Origin of the sequence: Bradyrhizobium sp. 2S1, assembly GCF_011516625.5 — a bacterium.
Classification (GTDB): Bacteria; Pseudomonadota; Alphaproteobacteria; order Rhizobiales; family Xanthobacteraceae; genus Bradyrhizobium; species Bradyrhizobium septentrionale.
Genome location: NZ_CP147717.1, coordinates 7,841,821 through 7,858,466, shown reverse-complemented (window position 1 = coordinate 7,858,466; position 16,646 = coordinate 7,841,821). Strand labels below are relative to the sequence as shown.

Genomic DNA, 16,646 nt, shown 5'->3' with positions numbered 1-16,646 from the left:
AAACGGACCGGATCGCGCCCGAGTGATGGCCGAGTCAGGGCCTTGTGGGGAACTATCCACAGCGCAAACACTGCCGCGGATAGCAGCAAATGGCCGGGACATAGGCGAGCGAAAGCGACGCCCCACTTCGGACGGCTGTGCCCGGCCACCGCGATCCGAAAAGCGCTGGCGCTCAGCTCTTCGGGAAGTTCAGCTCCACGCCGACGCCGTCGGGATCGTAGAGGAAGATTTGGGTATCGCCGGTGCGCGGCACGATCTGCTCGCGGAATTGAACCTTCTTGCCTGCAGCCGCTTGCGCACCCCGTCGACGTCGGACGCGGCGAAGGCGATGTGGTCGAGGCGGCCGGTGTCCTCATATTTCTTCTCGGTGCCGCGCACCACGATGCCGTCGCGCGGCTTGCGGGTGCCCATCAAATGGACAGTGGCCTGGCCGCCGGAATAGAGCCAGTAGCCGGGGAAATCGAGCGGCGGCCGATCGCCATTCTCGAGCCCGAGCACATCGCAATAGAACTCTTTGGTCTTCTCCAAGTCGGTGAAATGCTGTAGTCCGCCCAGTGGCATGGTTCTTCTCCTTGAGAAATCGGGTTAAACGAAGCTGAGGTCGGCCTCGACGCCGAGCATCCCGGCGCCGACGGTCTCGAAATGGCTGAACCGGCCCTGCAATTGCTGGGTCACGGTGTGGATGTCGCGGAAGCGCCGCTCCAGCGGATGGCCGTCGAAGATCGCGATGGCGCCGGCGGCATTGTAGGCGAAGTCGACCGCCTCGCGCCCCTTGTGGATGGCATGCGTGGCCGCCATCCGGATCGTCATGCGCTGCGCGACCGTGATGCTGTTGCCGGCGACCAGGTCCTTCCAGATGTCGGCCATCGATTGCAGCAGGAACGCGCGGGCGGCGCGCAGATTGACCTCGGCCTGGGCGAGGCCGGATTGCACGACCGCATTGTCCCGCAACGTCTTCTTCATGCCGCGCGGCACCTTGTTGCGGGCGACGTCGACGAAATTGTCCACCGCGCTGCGGGCAATGCCGCAGGCGACCCCCGGCAAAGCCGATCTGATAGCAAGTGTGGTTGCTCATCCGGTACAGCGGGCCGTGCTCGCGGCATTCGCGGTCGAACTCGCGGGTGATCGAATGGTCCGAACGGACGAAGAAGTCGTTGAGCGCAAACTGGTCGCTGGCGGTGCCGCGCAGCCCGACCGTGTTCCAGATGTCGGTCCATTCGACGTCTTCGGTGCGCACCAGCATGGTGCGTTCGACCTGCTCGCCATTGGCGTCACGGCGCGGTGCGCCGTCGGCGGCATAGATCGGGCAGTGGGCGCCGAGCCAGGTGGCGTGGCGTCCGCCGGAGGCAAACGACCAGACCCCGGTGACGCGGTAGCCGCCTTCGCACTCGATCGCCTTGACCTTCGGGCCGGGACCCCAGGCGAGCACCGCGCGTGGGTCGGCAAACACCTCCTGCGCAACCGGCAGGTCGAGATAGGCGGCCGACATCGCACAGCCGCCGGCCTGGCTCAGGCACCACGCCGTCGAGGCATCGCCCTTCGCAATGGTCTCAATGACATGGAAGAAGGTGACGGGATCGGTCTCGATCCCGTTGGTCGACCGCGGCAACAGCAGGCGGAACAGCCGCGCCTCATGCAGCCGGTCGAGCAGGTCGGGTGGCAGGCGGCGCGTCATCTCGATATCGTTGGAGGCGGCTGCAACCGCGTCCCTGATCGCCTCGGCGCGAGCGATCACGTCGCGGTCGCCCGCAAGGTCGGCGGAAGTCACGCTCATATTCGTCTCCCTCAGGCGCGCCGGATCGTTGCGGACGCGGCGACGTCAGCCGTCGCGTTGAGCTCCTTGTCGATCTGCTCGATCGACTTGCCCCGGGTCTCGAGCCCGAAGAACAGATAGACGGCGCCCGCCATCAGGAACCAGCAGCCGAGATAGACGAAGGCGGTTGGGATCTGGGTCAGCGGCACGTCCGGCTTGAGATAGTTGTTGGAGCCGACGATCAGGGCAAGCCCGACCGGCCCGATGATCTTGCCGATGCCGCCGAAGCCATAGGCCGACCCCATGCCCGTGGTGCGCAGATGCGACGGCCAGACCTCGGCCGCATAGGGGCCGACGATCGCAAAGCCGCCGTCGGCGAAGAAGAAGGCGGCAGCGAGCAGCAGCCAGAACGCCGACATCCCGAACAGCGTCACGTCGTAGTGATAGCCGGCAATGATCGTCAGCGCCCCGGCCCCCAAGCCGAGCAGGCCGCCGGCGACGCGCCGTCCCAGCAGTTCCGAGAACCAGGAGAACGAGATGCGGCCAAGGAAACCGGTGACGCTGAGCAGGATCATCATCTTGGCGGCCTCCTGCGGCGTCACCTTCAGGAGCAGCACGAACAGCGCGGGCGCCCAGAGTGTGATGCCGTAGACGCCGGTCTGCGCGCCGGCATTGCCAAGCCAAGAGACGATCAGGCTGCGCGGATATTTGAACAGGTCGAACCAACTCGTCTTGACGATCGGACCGGCGTCGGCTGCGCTCGGCAATGGCAGCTCCGACGGCGACATCTGCAGGGCCCAGGCAAGCGACTTGCGGGCTTCGTCATAGCGTCCCTGTCGGCAGAGCCAGCGCGGCGATTCCGGAACCCAGAGCCGGACCAGAAGCACCAGGACCGCCGGCAGCACGCCGATCGCAAACAACAGCCGCCACTGGTCGGCGCCCATCACGGCTCCCAGCACCGCGCCGAGCCCGACGCCGAGCGGGATCACACAGGTCACCAGCCCGCCGACCCAGCCCCGCTTGTGCGAGGGCATGAACTCCTGCACCAGCGGCAGGTCGACACAATAGAGGCCGCCGACGCCGACGCCGACGCCGACGAAGAAGCGCAGGATCGCTAGGTAGACCCAGCCGTTATCGGGCGTGAAATAGAGCAGGCCGGTCGCGATCGAGAAGTTCAGGACGGTACCGATGAAGACGATGCGGCGGCCGATCCGGTCGGCGAGCCAGCCCCAGAGATAGGCGCCGATGATGGCGCCGATGCCGGAACTCATCAGCACGGTGGCCGATTGGCCAAAGGTGAGTTTCCACGGTCCGATCAGGAACGCGAGCACAAAGCCGATCAGGAAGTAGTCGAAGAATTCCAGCGCATCGCCGATGATGGCCGCCGCAAGGATCTTGATCTGGTTGCCGGTCAGAGTCGTCCGGCGATCGAGAATCTCGAACATGGCGCGTTTTCCCCATGGCGCCTGTTCATTGTTATCAGGAGCGTGCGTCGCGCCAGCGCTTCGCCCATAGGGTGAGGCTATCCTCGCGCCATCGCGAACGACAAGCCCGCGCTGACGCGGGGCTCATCTGCAGTGACGCGATAGGCAATTCGGCCTACTGCTTCACACAAATCGTGGTGCGAAAGCCCGATCCGGCCTGTCGGAGCCGTTGACTTCGGCAATGCCGATCGCCCACGCTTGTGTGAAGGAAGTTGGGGGGAGGCTGGGTGGACGAAAAGCGCAGGCATCCGCGAACCGAGGTCAATGAACCCGGCTATGTTTCATCGGGCGGTTCGGTCATGCATTGCACGATCGTGAACATTTCGCCGGAGGGAGCCGCGATCGAGGTCGAGAATCCGGCCTTCGTCCCGCATCGCTTCCGCCTGGTGATGGCCAAGGACGCCTCTGTTGTCTACGAGTGCCAGGTGGTGTGGAGCAAGAAGACGCGGATCGGACTGAGCTTCGTGACGCCGACCTGAGCGCGGCGCGCTGCAAATCCCGGCCCGGACGTCCTGGATCGCCCGGGTTTCGTTGCTGGAACGACTGGTGGTGTGCCGATGACTCCGGAACCTGCAACGATCTGCCTCGGCTGCTGGCAAAACCTGCATATGCCGATTCCCCTGCGCGGCCCGTTGTCGGCGCCGTTCCGCCTGTTTGGCGTCAAGCCGAGCCGCATGAACCCGAACACCTGCACGCTCTGCGAGATGGCCTTCTCGAAGATCATGAAGGCGCGCGCCGTGACAATCGACGCCACCATCCTGTTTGCCGATCTGCGCGGCTACACCACGCTGACCCAGACCATCGCGCCGGACGGACTGACATCGCTGCTGGATGCGTTCTACGATGACTGCGCCGCCGCGATCTGGCGCTATGACGGCATTCTCAACAAGACGATCGGCGATGCCGTGTTCGCGATCTTCAACTTTCCGGTGCGGCGGGACGATCATGCGGTGCAGGCCTTGCTGGCCGCGCGCGACATCCAGCGCCGCTTCCAGGAAAGGCACGACGCGCTGGTGCGGACGATCGGCGCCGGCGACATCGAGATCGGCATCGGAATCGGGATGGACAGCGGGGACACCAATTTCGGCGAGTTCGGCCAGACCCATCGCGACCTGACGGCGGTCGGTACCGTCGTGAACCGCGCCGCGCGCGCCCAGGCGGCGGCGAAATCCGGCGAGATCCTGGTCACGACGGCGGTGCGGGAACGAACCGGCGACATGATCACGGCAGCCGGTTCCGATCACGCGCTGAAGGGCTTCGACCAGCCCGTCAGATTGTTTCCTGCGTGAATTGACGCGGCGCAAAAAACGACGGCTCCAGCGCGAAACTCCGCGCCGAAGCCGTCGGGGATGGTCGTTTGCCGATTACGAACGCGGCTTCAACGCGAGGCCGGCGGCTTCGTTCCAGGCCGTCTGAAAAATCTTTCGCAACCGGCGTCAGCGCCACATGCCGCGCATCCGGGCTCCGATGTCGATCGGCGGCGCGCGGCTGGCGGACGCGGCCTGCGCGGCGGCGGCGCGCGGCCAGGTGGTCCGCTCGAACATCGGCAGCAGCCGTTCCGGGATGAAACGGGTGCGCGAGGCGTACATGTGGCGGTCGCCCTTGGCGGCCTGGCCGTGGACGAAAAAGCGCTGCGGCACCAACAGGTGCAGATCGTCCTTGGCGCGGGTCATGGCGACATAGAGCAGGCGGCGCTCCTCCTCGAGTTCCGCCGATGTGCCGGCGCCGAGATCGGAGGGCATGCAGCCATCGACGACATTGAGCACGTAGACCGACTTCCATTCCTGCCCCTTGGCGGAGTGGATCGTCGACAGGATCAGGTAATCCTCGTCGAGCAGCGGCACGCCGGCCTGGTCGCTGGTCGCGTCCGGCGGATCGAGTGTGAGCTCGGTGAGGAAGCGTTCGCGTGACGGATAGCCGGCGGCAATCTGCTCCAGTTGGATAAGGTCGGCGCGGCGGACCTCGCTATCCTCGTGGATGCGGTCGAGATGCGGCTCGTACCAGTGGCGCGCGCGTTCGATGTCAACAGGCCATTCCGAATAGCGGAGGTTCTCGATGGCTTCGACGAACAGCCGCCAGTCGGCACCGGCGCGGGGCGGGGCGGGCAGTGCTGCGAGCGCCGCGATCGGATCGGCGGCCTCGGCCATGCGGTCGAGCACGCGCTGCGCCGAGGCCGGCCCGACGCCGGGCAACAGATGCAGGATCCGAAAGCCCGCGACCCGGTCGCGCGGATTGGCGGTGAAGCGCAGCAGCGCCAGCATGTCCTTGACATGCGCTGCGTCGAGGAATTTGAGGCCGCCGAATTTCACGAACGGAATATTGCGGCGGGTCAGCTCGACCTCGAGCGGTCCGCTATGCGAGGAGGTACGGAACAACACCGCCTGGTGCTTGAGCAGCGCGCCTTCTTCGCGGTTGGCCAGCACCTGCTCGACGATGTAGCGCGCCTGATCGGCCTCGTCGCGGATCGTGACGAGCAGCGGCTTGCGGGTCGAGGTGCGATCGGTCCACAGGTTCTTGGTGAAGCGTTCCTTGGCGAGCGAGATCACGCCATTGGCTGCCGACAGAATCGGCTGCGTCGAGCGATAGTTGCGGTCGAGCGTAACGATCTCGGCAGCCGGGCTGAACTGCGACGGGAAGTCGAGGATGTTGCGCACGGTGGCGGCACGGAACGAATAGATCGACTGCGCGTCGTCGCCGACCACGGTGAGCCCGCGCCCCCCAGGCTTGAGCGCAAGCAGGATGGAGGACTGCAGGCGGTTGGTGTCCTGATATTCGTCGACCATCACATGGTCGAAGCGGCCGCCGATCTCCTCAGCCAGGGCAGCGTCCGTCACCATCTGCGCCCAATAGAGCAGGAGGTCATCGTAATCGAGCACGTTCTGCCGTTGCTTGGCTTCGACATAGGCCGCGAACAACTGCTTCAATTCGCTGGCCCAGCCTGCGCACCAGGGGAAGAACTGACCGAGCACGGTCTCGATCGGCATCTCCGCATTCACGCAGCGCGAATAGATCGCAAGGCAGGTGCCCTTGGTGGGAAACCGGCTTTCGGTGCGGGAGAAACCGAGGTCGTGGCGGACCAGGTTCATCAGGTCGGCGGAGTCTTCACGATCATGGATCGTGAAGGCCGGCTCGAGGGCGATGCGTTCGGCGAATTCCCGCAGCAGCCGCGCGCCGATGCCGTGGAACGTGCCGGCCCAGCTGAGTGCATCGGTCATGATGGAGGCGCGATCGCCGAGTACGCGCCGAGCGATGCGCTCGACGCGGCCGGCCATTTCGGCGGCGGCGCGCCGCGAAAAAGTCATCAGCAGGATGCGGCGCGGATCGGCGCCTGCGAGAAATTAGATTGACATTAACGCGGCGCGGCGCACAACCGCGCCATGGGTGACGTATCCAAATCCGACACGCCGCTGAAGGCGACGTTCAAGGTGCGGCTGAACGGCGAGACGGTGACGCTTGCGACCGTCGGTCAGGCCTACCGCTTCATCAGCAATCTCAGCGCCGTCGAATGGATGGAATTCCGCTCGCTGCATGACGAGGCGTTGGTTGCGCTGGAGAGGGCGGCCGGGAATGCCATGCTGACGGTGCAAGCGACCAGCGCGTTGCGGACGCTGTTCGTCCGCGCCAAATTGCTTTGAAAGAAAATGGGCCGCCTTGGCCTTCCTTTGGCGCTCCGAGGCGGCCCTAGATTAGCGGCCGAAGCGCAATCCGCATCCGGCCGTCGCGTGTACCGCCGTTACCTTGTTTGCGGCCATAACGAACAGCGACTTACGAGACCATCGCCGATTCGGCTGTAGCCGCCGCACCACAATCAGGGGCCGACGTCGTCGACGAGGCGGTCATACACCAGCGCGGACCGCAGATTCATGGTCGCGATCTTCAGATAGCCCGGTTCGCGCATGGCGTTGTTGATCGCCGTCTTCCAGTAACCACGCTCGCGCTGATCGATATTCAGCGTCGACAAATAGTCCGCGGCGTCGCCGACGGTCGCGAGCGTTCGCCCGTTTTTCAGCGCGATCGGGAACGCTAGTGGCGATCGCTTCTCCAGCTCCAGCACGTAAGGCTCCCCCAAGCAAAGCTGCGATAAAGACAAAGCAGCAACGACAGAAACAGAACTAGCTGCGCCGCTATATCAAAGCCTTAAGGGGGTGTCCGGCCCGGTCCGGATGGGGAGTTCAGAAAGAGTCCGCCAGCGCGATCTCGGCCCTGAGGGCATCGATGCGCCGTTCGGCTTCCTCGGACGTCAGGTCGCGCGCGTACTGGTTCGGCTGATACGCCTCCTCGGCAAGGTTCCTCAGCCGCAGCGCCTGGGCACGGGTCATCAGCCCGCCAAGGCGCTGCGCAACCCCGCCAAATCTTACCGCTGCCATGCTCATTGCCTACCTCGTTTGCTGGATCGTGACTTGACAATATGTTCCATTTTTGTTCTAACAAGCTATGGACAACAAGATCAATGAAATTCGTCGAAGGATCAGCACCTTGCGGGCTGAAATGACCCTGATCGAGGCGTCGATCCGTGATCAGATCAACCGCGACCTCGATTGCAGTGAGGCGTCATGCCGGCTGATGGCGATGCGGGCCGAAGTGGCCGAGCTCATTGGTCGATGGAAAGCCTCCGGCGGCGGCGACCGCCTCCCGACGGTGCGGGAGCGGCTAAGCCGAAGCTTTGCGGACCGCCCTGTTGCGACCGTCAAGCCGACCCCCGTCAACTCGAAGAAGGCCCCGCCCAAGCCGGGCCACAGCAACGCGAAGGTTTGATCGGCCTGCCCGAGCTGGAGGGCGCGCCTCAGACCGGCTTGAGCCCAAATCTGGTTTCGAGGCGGGAACCGGAGCCACGGATGGGCATTTTCTTGTGGTGAGAGCCAATTCCATAGCATCGTCCAGCGCCATGATCGCCGATCCGACCGCGCCACCGCGGGCATCGATGAATGACGATCGCAGCCCGTTGCTGACGCTGATTTCCTGTATCAGCTGCATCAGGACGATGCGGCTTGAGAGCAGCCACCCGGGCACCGAGGGCAGGGATATTCTCCAGTACCGCTGCGAGCAGTGCAGCCGCATCGAGCGGGTGCAATTGGTGCGGCGAAGCTGGCCGGCCGAACGCTAGCCCTTGGTTTTTTAGGAGTGCGCTTTTGCCTTTGGTCTGAGCGCAACGTCCCGCGCGGCGGAATCGAACTCGCCCACAGCGCCTGCGGACGGGTTGCCCATGACGCCGCCCGAGCCTTGTCCGGTCAGTTTCGAGAGTTCGCGGCTGAGATCGTGGATGCGGTACGGCTTGCGCAGGACCGGAAAGTCGGACCTCACGTCGCGTGCACTCTTGCTGTAACCGGTCGTCAGCAGGATCGGCAGCTCGGGCTTCCTGTCGCGGATCGCGCGTGCCAGCTTCAGACCGTCCATCCTGCCGGGCATCACGATGTCGCTGAACACCACATCGACCCCGTTGGTGTCGACTTCCGATAAGGCAGCCTCTGCGTTGGATGCCCAGCGCACGGTGTAGCCGAGTTGTTCGAGCAGGCCCGCGCTTGCGTCGGCGACGGCAGGATTATCCTCGATCAGCAGGACGGTGGCGGAGCCGCGCACGCTGCGAGCCGCAGCCGTGCGCTTTACGGCCCCGGTCCCGCGTGGCAGGTAGATGCTGACCGTCGTGCCCTTGCCGAGCGTGCTTGTTATCTCGACCCGGCCGTCGGCCTGGTGCGCAAATCCGTGGACCTGGGACAGCCCGAGGCCGGTCCCTTTGCCGACCGGCTTGGTGGTGAAGAACGGGTCGAAGACCTTGCTCAGCACGTCCTCGGGAATGCCTTCGCCGGTATCGGCCACGCTGACGGCGACCTCGACGGTCTCGGGTACGTTGCGGGCCGAAACGGTCAGCGTACCGCCATTAGCCATCGCGTCCCGCGCATTGACCACAAGGTTGATCAGCGCGGTCTCAAACTCGTTCGGGTCGACGAACACCGGCCAGAGATCCGGCTGGATCTCCATGTTCAGCTTGATCGCGCCGCCGAGCGCGCTGCTCAGCACCTCGCGCACCGCGGCGATCCTGTCGGCGACGTCGACGGTCTGCGGATTGACGCTCTGACGGCGCGCGAAGGTGAGCAGCTGGCTGGTCAGGGAGGCGGCTCGCTCGGAGGCGGTGTCGATCGCGCTGAGCGCGAGCTGGCCGCGCTCGCTCGTCACCTCGCGCTTGATCCGGTGCAGATTGCCCGAGATGATCATCAGCAGGTTGTTAAAGTCGTGCGCGACGCCGCCGGTCAATTGACCGAGCGCATCCATCTTCTGCGATTCCGCCAGCTGACGCTGCACCAGTTCGAGCTTCTGTTGCGCCTCACGCCGCTCGGAAATATCCCGTGTGATCTTGGCAAAGCCGACCAGGCTGCCGTCGCTGTCGCGGATCGGATCGATCACGACGCTGGCCCAGAAGAACGAGCCGTCCTTGCGGACCCGCCAGCCATCCTCCTCGTAGTGCCCGGTCTCTTCCGCGATCTTGAGTGCGCGGGCCGGCTTGCCCGCGGCCTGGTCGGCCGGCGTGTAGAATCGCGAGAAGCTCTGGCCGATGATCTCGCCTGGCGAATAGCCCTTAATGCGCTCGCCGCCGGCGTTCCAGTTGGCGACGATGCCGGCCGGCGTCAGCATGTACAGCGCGTAGTCGGTGACGTTGCTCACCAGCAGGCGGAACTGGCTTTCGCTGGCATCGAGATCCGCGCGCGCTTGCTGTCGCTCGGTGATGTCGCGGGTGACCATCGCGTAGCCGACGACCTTGCGCTTCTCGTAAATCGGGTCGATGACGACAGAGGCGTGGAATTGCGATCCATCCTTGCGGATGAACCAGCCCTCCGCCGCGGCATGCTTTTCCTTCCGCGCGATCTGCAGCGCCTTGGCGGGAAGGCCGGATGCGCGATCCTCCGCAGGATAGAAGACCGAGAAGTGCTTGCCGAGGATAGCTTTGGCGGAATAGCCCGTGATGCGCGCGGCACCCTTGTTCCAGTTGGTCACCCGTCCATCGGGGGCGAGAATGCAGATCGCGTAGTCGATCACGCCCCCGGCCAACAGCCGAAAGTTGCGCTCGCTGTCGAAAATGCCGCGCTTGAGTCGATCCGATTTCTTAACCATCACAAATCCTGCCATCGGCCGGAACGTTTCGCAGAGGCGAATGTTCCAATGCGATCAGATGCGACCGTGGGGACCAGGCAATACGAACGGCTTACGCTGCTTTGCGAAAAAGTTCCATTCCGCGTTGGAACTTTAGGTTCCATTAGCGATTAAGCTACTCGGTTTGCGTCACAAATCGCGGTTTTGGCGTTTTCCCGCTTGAATAGAACACGGGCAGTAATTCTTATGGTCACACTGGCTTTTCCGAGTCTCTCGACAGGGGGCCAGCGCGTAGGGGAAATTCCATGACCGATCTCGGTTCGCCGCCTCGTCCCCGTGCTGATACCCGCCGCGCCCAATCATCCAACGGAAGCCTCGATTCCTCGCACGACCTGCTGCAATCCCTGCAGGCGATGCGCGGCGGCGACTTCTCGGTTCGCATGCGCGGCGACTATCTCGGGATCGACGGCAAGATCGCGGACGCCTTCAACGAAATCGCCGCGGCGAACGAACGTATGGCGCAGCAATTGGCGCGCGTCGGACAGGTGGTCGGCCGCGAGGGGCAGACCCGCCAGCGCGTCAATTTCGACCTCGCCAGCGGCGCCTGGGCCGATATGGAAAGCTCGGTCAACACGCTGATCGACGATCTCTTGTGGCCGACCCGCGAGGTCACTCGGGCGGTCGCCGCGGTGGCGCAGGGCGACCTGCTGCAGACCGTGCAGCTCGACGTCGAGGGCAGGCCGCTGCGCGGCGAATTCCTGCAGTCGGCGAACATCGTCAACACGATGATCAAGCAACTCTCGGTATTCACCTCGGAGGTCACGCGCGTGGCCCGCGAAGTCGGCACCGAGGGCAAGCTCGGCGGCCAGGCCCAGGTGCCGGAAGTGACCGGTGTCTGGAAGGACCTGACCGAGAGCGTCAACTCGATGGCCAACAATTTGACCGGCCAGGTCCGCAACATCGCCGAGGTGACGATCGCGGTCGCCAATGGCGACTTGTCCAAGAAGATCACGGTCGACGTCCGCGGCGAGATCCTGCAGCTGAAGGAAGCCATCAACACGATGGTCGATCAGTTGCGCTCGTTTGCGTCGGAAGTGACGCGCGTGGCGCGCGAGGTCGGCACCGACGGGAAGCTCGGCGGCCAGGCTATCGTGCCCGGCGTCGCCGGCACCTGGAAGGACCTGACCGACAACGTCAACTTCATGGCGTCGAACCTGACCGCGCAGGTCCGCAACATCGCCGACGTCGCGACCGCGATCGCCGGCGGCGACCTGTCGAAGAAGATCACGGTGAACGTGTCGGGCGAGATCCTTCAGCTGAAGGAAACCCTCAACACCATGGTCGACCAGCTCAACGCCTTCGCATCCGAAGTGACGCGCGTGGCGCGTGAGGTAGGCACCGAAGGCAAGCTCGGCGGCCAGGCCAACGTGCTCGGCGTTGCCGGCACGTGGAAGGATTTGACCGACAACGTCAACTTCATGGCGTCGAACCTGACCGCGCAGGTCCGCAACATCGCCGGCGTCACCACCGCGGTCGCCAATGGCGACCTGTCGAAGAAGATCACGGTGGACGTGCGCGGCGAAATCCTCGAGTTGAAGGACACCATCAACACGATGGTGGACCAGCTCAACGCCTTCGCCGGCGAAGTGACGCGCGTGGCGCGCGAGGTCGGCACCGAAGGCAAGCTCGGCGGCCAGGCCGAGGTGCGCGGCGTTGCCGGCACCTGGAAGGATCTGACCGACAGTGTCAACTCGATGGCCTCGAACCTGACCGCGCAGGTCCGCAACATCGCGGAGGTTGCGACCGCGGTCGCGAAGGGCGACCTGTCGAAGAAGATCACGGTGAACGTGTCGGGCGAAATCCTTCAGCTGAAGGAAACGCTCAACACCATGGTCGACCAGCTCAACGCCTTCGCCGGCGAAGTGACGCGCGTGGCGCGCGAGGTCGGCACTGACGGCAAGCTCGGCGGCCAGGCCGAAGTGCCCGGCGTCGCCGGCACCTGGAAGGATCTGACCGACAGCGTCAACTCGATGGCCGGCAACCTCACGGCACAGGTCCGCAACATCGCCGAGGTGGCGACCGCGATCGCCGGCGGCGACCTGTCGCGCAAGATCACGGTCGACGTGCGCGGCGAGATCCTTCAGCTGAAGGAAACACTGAACACGATGGTCGATCAGCTCAACCGCTTCGCGGGCGAGGTGACGCGCGTGGCGCGCGAGGTCGGCACCGACGGCAGCCTTGGCGGCCAGGCCAACGTGCCCGGCGTCGCCGGCACCTGGAAGGATCTGACCGACAGCGTCAACTCGATGGCCGGCAATTTGACGGCGCAGGTCCGCAACATCGCTGAAGTGACCACCGCCGTGGCGCGCGGCGACCTGTCGCGCAAGATCACGGTCGACGTGAAGGGCGAAATCCTTGAGCTGAAGAACACCATCAACACGATGGTCGACCAGCTCAACGCCTTCGCCGGTGAAGTGACGCGCGTGGCGCGCGAGGTCGGCACCGAGGGCAAACTCGGCGGCCAGGCTGAAGTGCCCGGAGTCGCCGGCACCTGGAAGGATTTGACCGACAACGTCAACTTCATGGCGTCGAATCTCACCGCGCAGGTCCGCAACATCGCCGAGGTCGCGACCGCGATCGCCGGCGGCGACCTGTCGAAGAAGATCACGGTGGACGTGCGCGGCGAGATCCTGCTGCTCAAGGACACCCTGAACACGATGGTCGAGCAGCTGCGCTCGTTCGCCGCCGAAGTGACGCGCGTGGCGCGCGAGGTCGGCACCGAGGGACGGCTGGGCGGCCAGGCCGTGGTGCCCGGCGTCGGCGGCACCTGGAAGGACCTCACCGACAACGTCAACCTGCTGGCCGCGAACCTGACCACGCAGGTCCGCAACATCGCCGAGGTGACCACTGCTGTGGCGCGCGGCGACCTGTCGCGCAAGATCACGGTCGACGTGAAGGGCGAGATCCTCGAGCTGAAGAACACCATCAACACGATGGTAGACCAGCTCAACGCCTTTGCCGGCGAGGTCACGCGCGTGGCGCGCGAGGTCGGCACCGAGGGCAAGCTCGGCGGCCAGGCCGAGGTGCGCGGCGTCGCCGGCACCTGGAAGGATCTCACCGACACCGTCAACGTCATGGCGGCGAACCTGACCGAGCAGGTGCGCGGCATCGTCAAGGTGGTGACCGCGGTCGCCAACGGCGACCTGAAGCAGAACCTGACGGTGAAGTCGAAGGGCGAGGTGGCCGCGCTCGCCGACACCATCAACAACATGACCGAGACGCTCGCGACCTTCGCCGAGCAGGTCACCAGCGTGGCGCGTGAGGTCGGCGTCGAGGGCCGGCTCGGCGGTCAGGCCAACGTGCCCGGCACCGCCGGCACCTGGAAGGATCTGACCGGCAACGTCAACCTGCTGGCGGCGAACCTGACCTCCCAGGTGCGCGCGATCGCGGAAGTGGCGACCGCGGTCACCAAGGGCGACCTGACGCGCTCGATTCAGGTCGACGTGCGCGGCGAGGTCGCAGAGCTCAAGGACAATATCAACACGATGATCGGCAACCTCCGTCTCACGACGGAGCGCAACACCGAGCAGGACTGGCTGAAGACCAATCTGGCGCGCTTCACCAACATGCTGCAGGGCCAGCGCGATCTTGCGACCGTCGGCCGTCTGCTGCTGACCGAGCTTGCGCCGCTGATCAACGCGCATATGGGCGTGATCTACCAGGTCGACAATCCCGAGAATGCGCAGCTGCGCCTGTTGTCGGCCTATGCCAGCGACAGCAGCAATCCGCATCCGCAAATCGTCCAGTTCGGCGAGGGATTGATCGGTCAGTGCGCGCTCGACAAGCGGCAGCGCTTCGTCTCCGATATTCCCGGCGATGCGGTGCCGATCAATTCGGCGTTGATGCGGGTCATGCCTAAGAACCTCGTCGTGTTCCCGGTGCTGTTCGAGAACCAGGTCAAGGCGGTGATCGAGCTGTCCTCGATCTCCTCGTTCACGACCTCGCAGATCACCTTCCTCGAACAGCTCACCGACAGCATCGGCATCGTGCTCAACAGCATCGAGGCGACGATGCAGACCGAGGCGTTGCTCAAGCAGTCGCAACAGCTCGCCGGCGAGCTGCAGACCCAGCAGAAGGAATTGCAGCAGACCAACGATCAACTCGAGCAGAAGGCCCAGCAGCTCGCCGAGCGCAACGTCGACGTCGAGCGCAAGAACCAGGAAATCGAGCAGGCGCGGCGCGCGCTGGAAGAGAAGGCGACCGAGCTGTCGCTGACCTCGAAGTACAAATCCGAATTTCTCGCCAACATGTCGCACGAGCTGCGGACGCCGCTGAACTCGATCCTGATCCTGGGCCAGCAGCTCACCGAGAATCCGGACGGCAATCTGACCGGCAAGCAGGTCGAGTTCGCCCGCACCATTCATGGTGCCGGCACCGACCTGTTGAACCTGATCAGCGACATCCTCGACCTCTCCAAGATCGAGTCCGGCACGGTGACCGTCGATGCCGAGGAAATTCTGACGTCGAGCCTGCTTGAGACCGTCGGACGGCCGTTCCGTCACGAGGCGGAGAACCGGCACCTCTCCTTCAGCATCGATGTCGACGCCAATCTTGCGCGCAGCATGGTCACCGACTCCAAGCGGCTGCAGCAGGTGCTGAAGAACCTGCTCTCGAACGCGTTCAAGTTCACCGCGGAGGGCGGTGTCAGCCTGACGGTGTCGGCCGCGCTCGGCGGCTGGAGCGCCGAGCATCCGATCCTCAACGCGGCGCCCGCCGTCGTAGCGTTCGAAGTGTCGGATACCGGCATCGGCATTCCCCAGGAGAAGCAGAAGCTGATCTTCGAGGCGTTCCAGCAGGCCGATGCCGGCACCAGCCGCAAATATGGCGGCACCGGTCTTGGCCTTGCCATCAGCCGCGAGCTGGCGGGCCTGCTTGGCGGCGAGATCCATCTGCGCAGCGCACCGGGCAAGGGCTCGACCTTCACGCTCTATCTGCCACTGAAATATGCCGGACCGTCGGCCGGGCTGCGACCGCAGGCTCAGCCGCTACAGATGCCGCACACCACGGCACCGTCGCTACAAGCATCAGGCACGCAGGAGCGTGTGATCGAGCAGCTTCCGGATGACCGGCTCAATCTCGAGCCCGGCGACACCATCCTTTTGATCGTCGAGGACGATCCGCATTACGCGCGGGTCCTGATCGATCTGGCGCGCGACAAGGGCTTCAAGGTTCTGGTCGCAGCCCGCGGCGCCGAGGCGCTCGATCTCGCCAAGCAGTTCCAGCCGAGCGCGGTCTCGCTCGACGTCTTCCTGCCGGACATGCTGGGCTGGACCGTGCTGAGCCAGCTCAAGCACAATCCACTGACCCGTCACATTCCGGTCCAGATCATTACGCTCGACGAGGACCGGCAACACGCGCTGGCCCGCGGCGCCTTCTCCTTCGTCAACAAGCCGACCACGACCGAAGGCGTCAGCGCCGCGCTGTCGCAGATCAAGGAATACGCGAGACCGCGCCGCAAGCGCCTGCTGATCGTGGAGGATAATGCGGCGGAACAGCTCAGCATCACCGAGCTGCTCGGGCACGAGGATATCGAGATCTTGACCAGCGGCACCGGGGCAGGGGCGCTCTCGACGCTGCGCGAAAATCCGTGCGACTGCGTCGTGCTCGATCTACGGCTGCCCGACATGAGCGGTTTCGAGGTGCTGGATCAGATCCGCCAGGACGAAATGCTCTCCAATATTCCCGTTGTCGTGTTTACGGGCCGGGAACTTTCGGCCGAGGAAGACGCGGAACTGCACACGATGGCGCGCAGCATCGTCGTCAAGGGTGTGGAGTCGCCGGAGCGGCTGCTCGATGAAACGTCACTGTTCCTGCACCGTGTGATCACGGAATTGCCCGTCGCAAAACAGAGGATGCTGGAGAAGCTCAATAGTTCCGATGAGGACCTGATTGGCAAGACGGCGCTGCTGGTCGACGATGACGCCCGCAACATCTTCGCGCTGTCGAGCGTGCTGGAACGGCGCGGTATGAAGGTGTTGACGGCGACAACCGGTCATGAGGCGATCTCGCTGGTCGAATCCAACCCGAAGATCGCGATCGTGCTGATGGACATCATGATGCCGCAGATGGACGGTTACCAGACCATCGGCGCCATCAGGCAAAATCCCGCCTTTTTGCGGTTGCCGATCATCGCGCTGACCGCGAAGGCGATGAAGGGCGACCGCGAGAAATGCCTGGAGGCAGGCGCGTCCGACTATCTCGCGAAACCCGTCAACACCGAGCAACTGCTGCTGGCGATCCGCATGTGGCTGCACCGCTGATCGGCG

The 16,646-nt window shown here is 64.5% G+C and carries 12 protein-coding genes and 2 pseudogenes; 6 read left to right on the top strand and 8 right to left on the bottom strand.

Annotated elements, in window-relative coordinates:
* Positions 1 to 189 precede the first annotated feature (189 nt).
* From HAP54_RS37150 to HAP54_RS37135, 4 genes and pseudogenes are all read right to left on the bottom strand, one after another.
* A complete protein-coding gene (locus tag HAP54_RS37150; RefSeq protein ID WP_166295536.1) occupies positions 190 to 561 on the bottom strand; it encodes a VOC family protein in 372 nt (123 codons plus the stop codon).
* A gap of 24 nt (positions 562 to 585) precedes the next feature.
* On the bottom strand, positions 586 to 1,008 hold the full coding sequence (locus tag HAP54_RS37145) for a hypothetical protein (protein ID WP_166295533.1): 423 nt from the start codon (positions 1,006 to 1,008) through the stop codon (positions 586 to 588).
* A 538-nt stretch (positions 1,009 to 1,546) separates the two neighbouring features.
* Positions 1,547 to 1,675, bottom strand: a pseudogene (locus HAP54_RS52645) (hypothetical protein); the annotation flags it as partial.
* 110 nt (positions 1,676 to 1,785) lie between these two features.
* Complete coding sequence (locus HAP54_RS37135) at positions 1,786 to 3,198, bottom strand: MFS transporter (protein WP_166295527.1); 1,413 nt, start codon at positions 3,196 to 3,198, stop codon at positions 1,786 to 1,788.
* Positions 3,199 to 3,464: 266 nt separating this feature from the next.
* Between HAP54_RS37135 and HAP54_RS37130 the strand changes: the two genes are divergently transcribed.
* Positions 3,465 to 3,716, top strand: coding sequence for a PilZ domain-containing protein (locus tag HAP54_RS37130; RefSeq protein ID WP_029081849.1), 252 nt, complete (start codon positions 3,465 to 3,467; stop codon positions 3,714 to 3,716).
* Positions 3,717 to 3,794: 78 nt separating this feature from the next.
* A complete protein-coding gene (locus HAP54_RS37125) occupies positions 3,795 to 4,526 on the top strand; it encodes an adenylate/guanylate cyclase domain-containing protein (protein WP_166205007.1) in 732 nt (243 codons plus the stop codon).
* Between the two features lie 147 nt (positions 4,527 to 4,673).
* Here the strand turns inward: HAP54_RS37125 and HAP54_RS37120 are convergent.
* Positions 4,674 to 6,572 (bottom strand): annotated as a pseudogene (locus HAP54_RS37120) (ATP-dependent helicase); the annotation flags it as partial.
* A gap of 42 nt (positions 6,573 to 6,614) precedes the next feature.
* Here HAP54_RS37120 and HAP54_RS37115 point away from each other — a divergent pair.
* Positions 6,615 to 6,872, top strand: a complete 258-nt coding sequence (locus tag HAP54_RS37115) for a hypothetical protein (RefSeq protein WP_166295524.1) — start codon at positions 6,615 to 6,617, stop codon at positions 6,870 to 6,872.
* Between the two features lie 173 nt (positions 6,873 to 7,045).
* Here HAP54_RS37115 and HAP54_RS37110 read toward each other — a convergent pair whose 3' ends face one another.
* Positions 7,046 to 7,291 carry a hypothetical protein gene (locus HAP54_RS37110; protein WP_166295521.1) on the bottom strand — a complete coding sequence of 82 codons (246 nt, stop codon included), beginning with the start codon at positions 7,289 to 7,291 and terminating at the stop codon, positions 7,046 to 7,048.
* A gap of 118 nt (positions 7,292 to 7,409) precedes the next feature.
* Positions 7,410 to 7,610, bottom strand: coding sequence for a DUF3072 domain-containing protein (locus tag HAP54_RS37105; RefSeq protein WP_224741609.1), 201 nt, complete (start codon positions 7,608 to 7,610; stop codon positions 7,410 to 7,412).
* 61 nt (positions 7,611 to 7,671) lie between these two features.
* Between HAP54_RS37105 and HAP54_RS37100 the strand changes: the two genes are divergently transcribed.
* Together HAP54_RS37100 and HAP54_RS37095 are read left to right on the top strand one after the other, a co-directional pair.
* Complete coding sequence (locus HAP54_RS37100; RefSeq protein WP_166293434.1) at positions 7,672 to 7,992, top strand: hypothetical protein; 321 nt, start codon at positions 7,672 to 7,674, stop codon at positions 7,990 to 7,992.
* 130 nt (positions 7,993 to 8,122) lie between these two features.
* A complete protein-coding gene (locus HAP54_RS37095) occupies positions 8,123 to 8,341 on the top strand; it encodes a hypothetical protein (protein WP_029081845.1) in 219 nt (72 codons plus the stop codon).
* An 11-nt stretch (positions 8,342 to 8,352) separates the two neighbouring features.
* Here the strand turns inward: HAP54_RS37095 and HAP54_RS37090 are convergent, their stop codons facing one another.
* Positions 8,353 to 10,341 (bottom strand): hybrid sensor histidine kinase/response regulator, encoded by a 1,989-nt coding sequence (locus HAP54_RS37090; RefSeq protein ID WP_166295518.1) that lies wholly within the window; start codon positions 10,339 to 10,341, stop codon positions 8,353 to 8,355.
* A 284-nt stretch (positions 10,342 to 10,625) separates the two neighbouring features.
* Here HAP54_RS37090 and HAP54_RS37080 point away from each other — a divergent pair, with 284 nt between their 5' ends.
* Positions 10,626 to 16,640 carry a HAMP domain-containing protein gene (locus tag HAP54_RS37080; protein ID WP_166295515.1) on the top strand — a complete coding sequence of 2,005 codons (6,015 nt, stop codon included), beginning with the start codon at positions 10,626 to 10,628 and terminating at the stop codon, positions 16,638 to 16,640.
* The last annotated feature ends 6 nt before the right edge of the window (positions 16,641 to 16,646 follow it).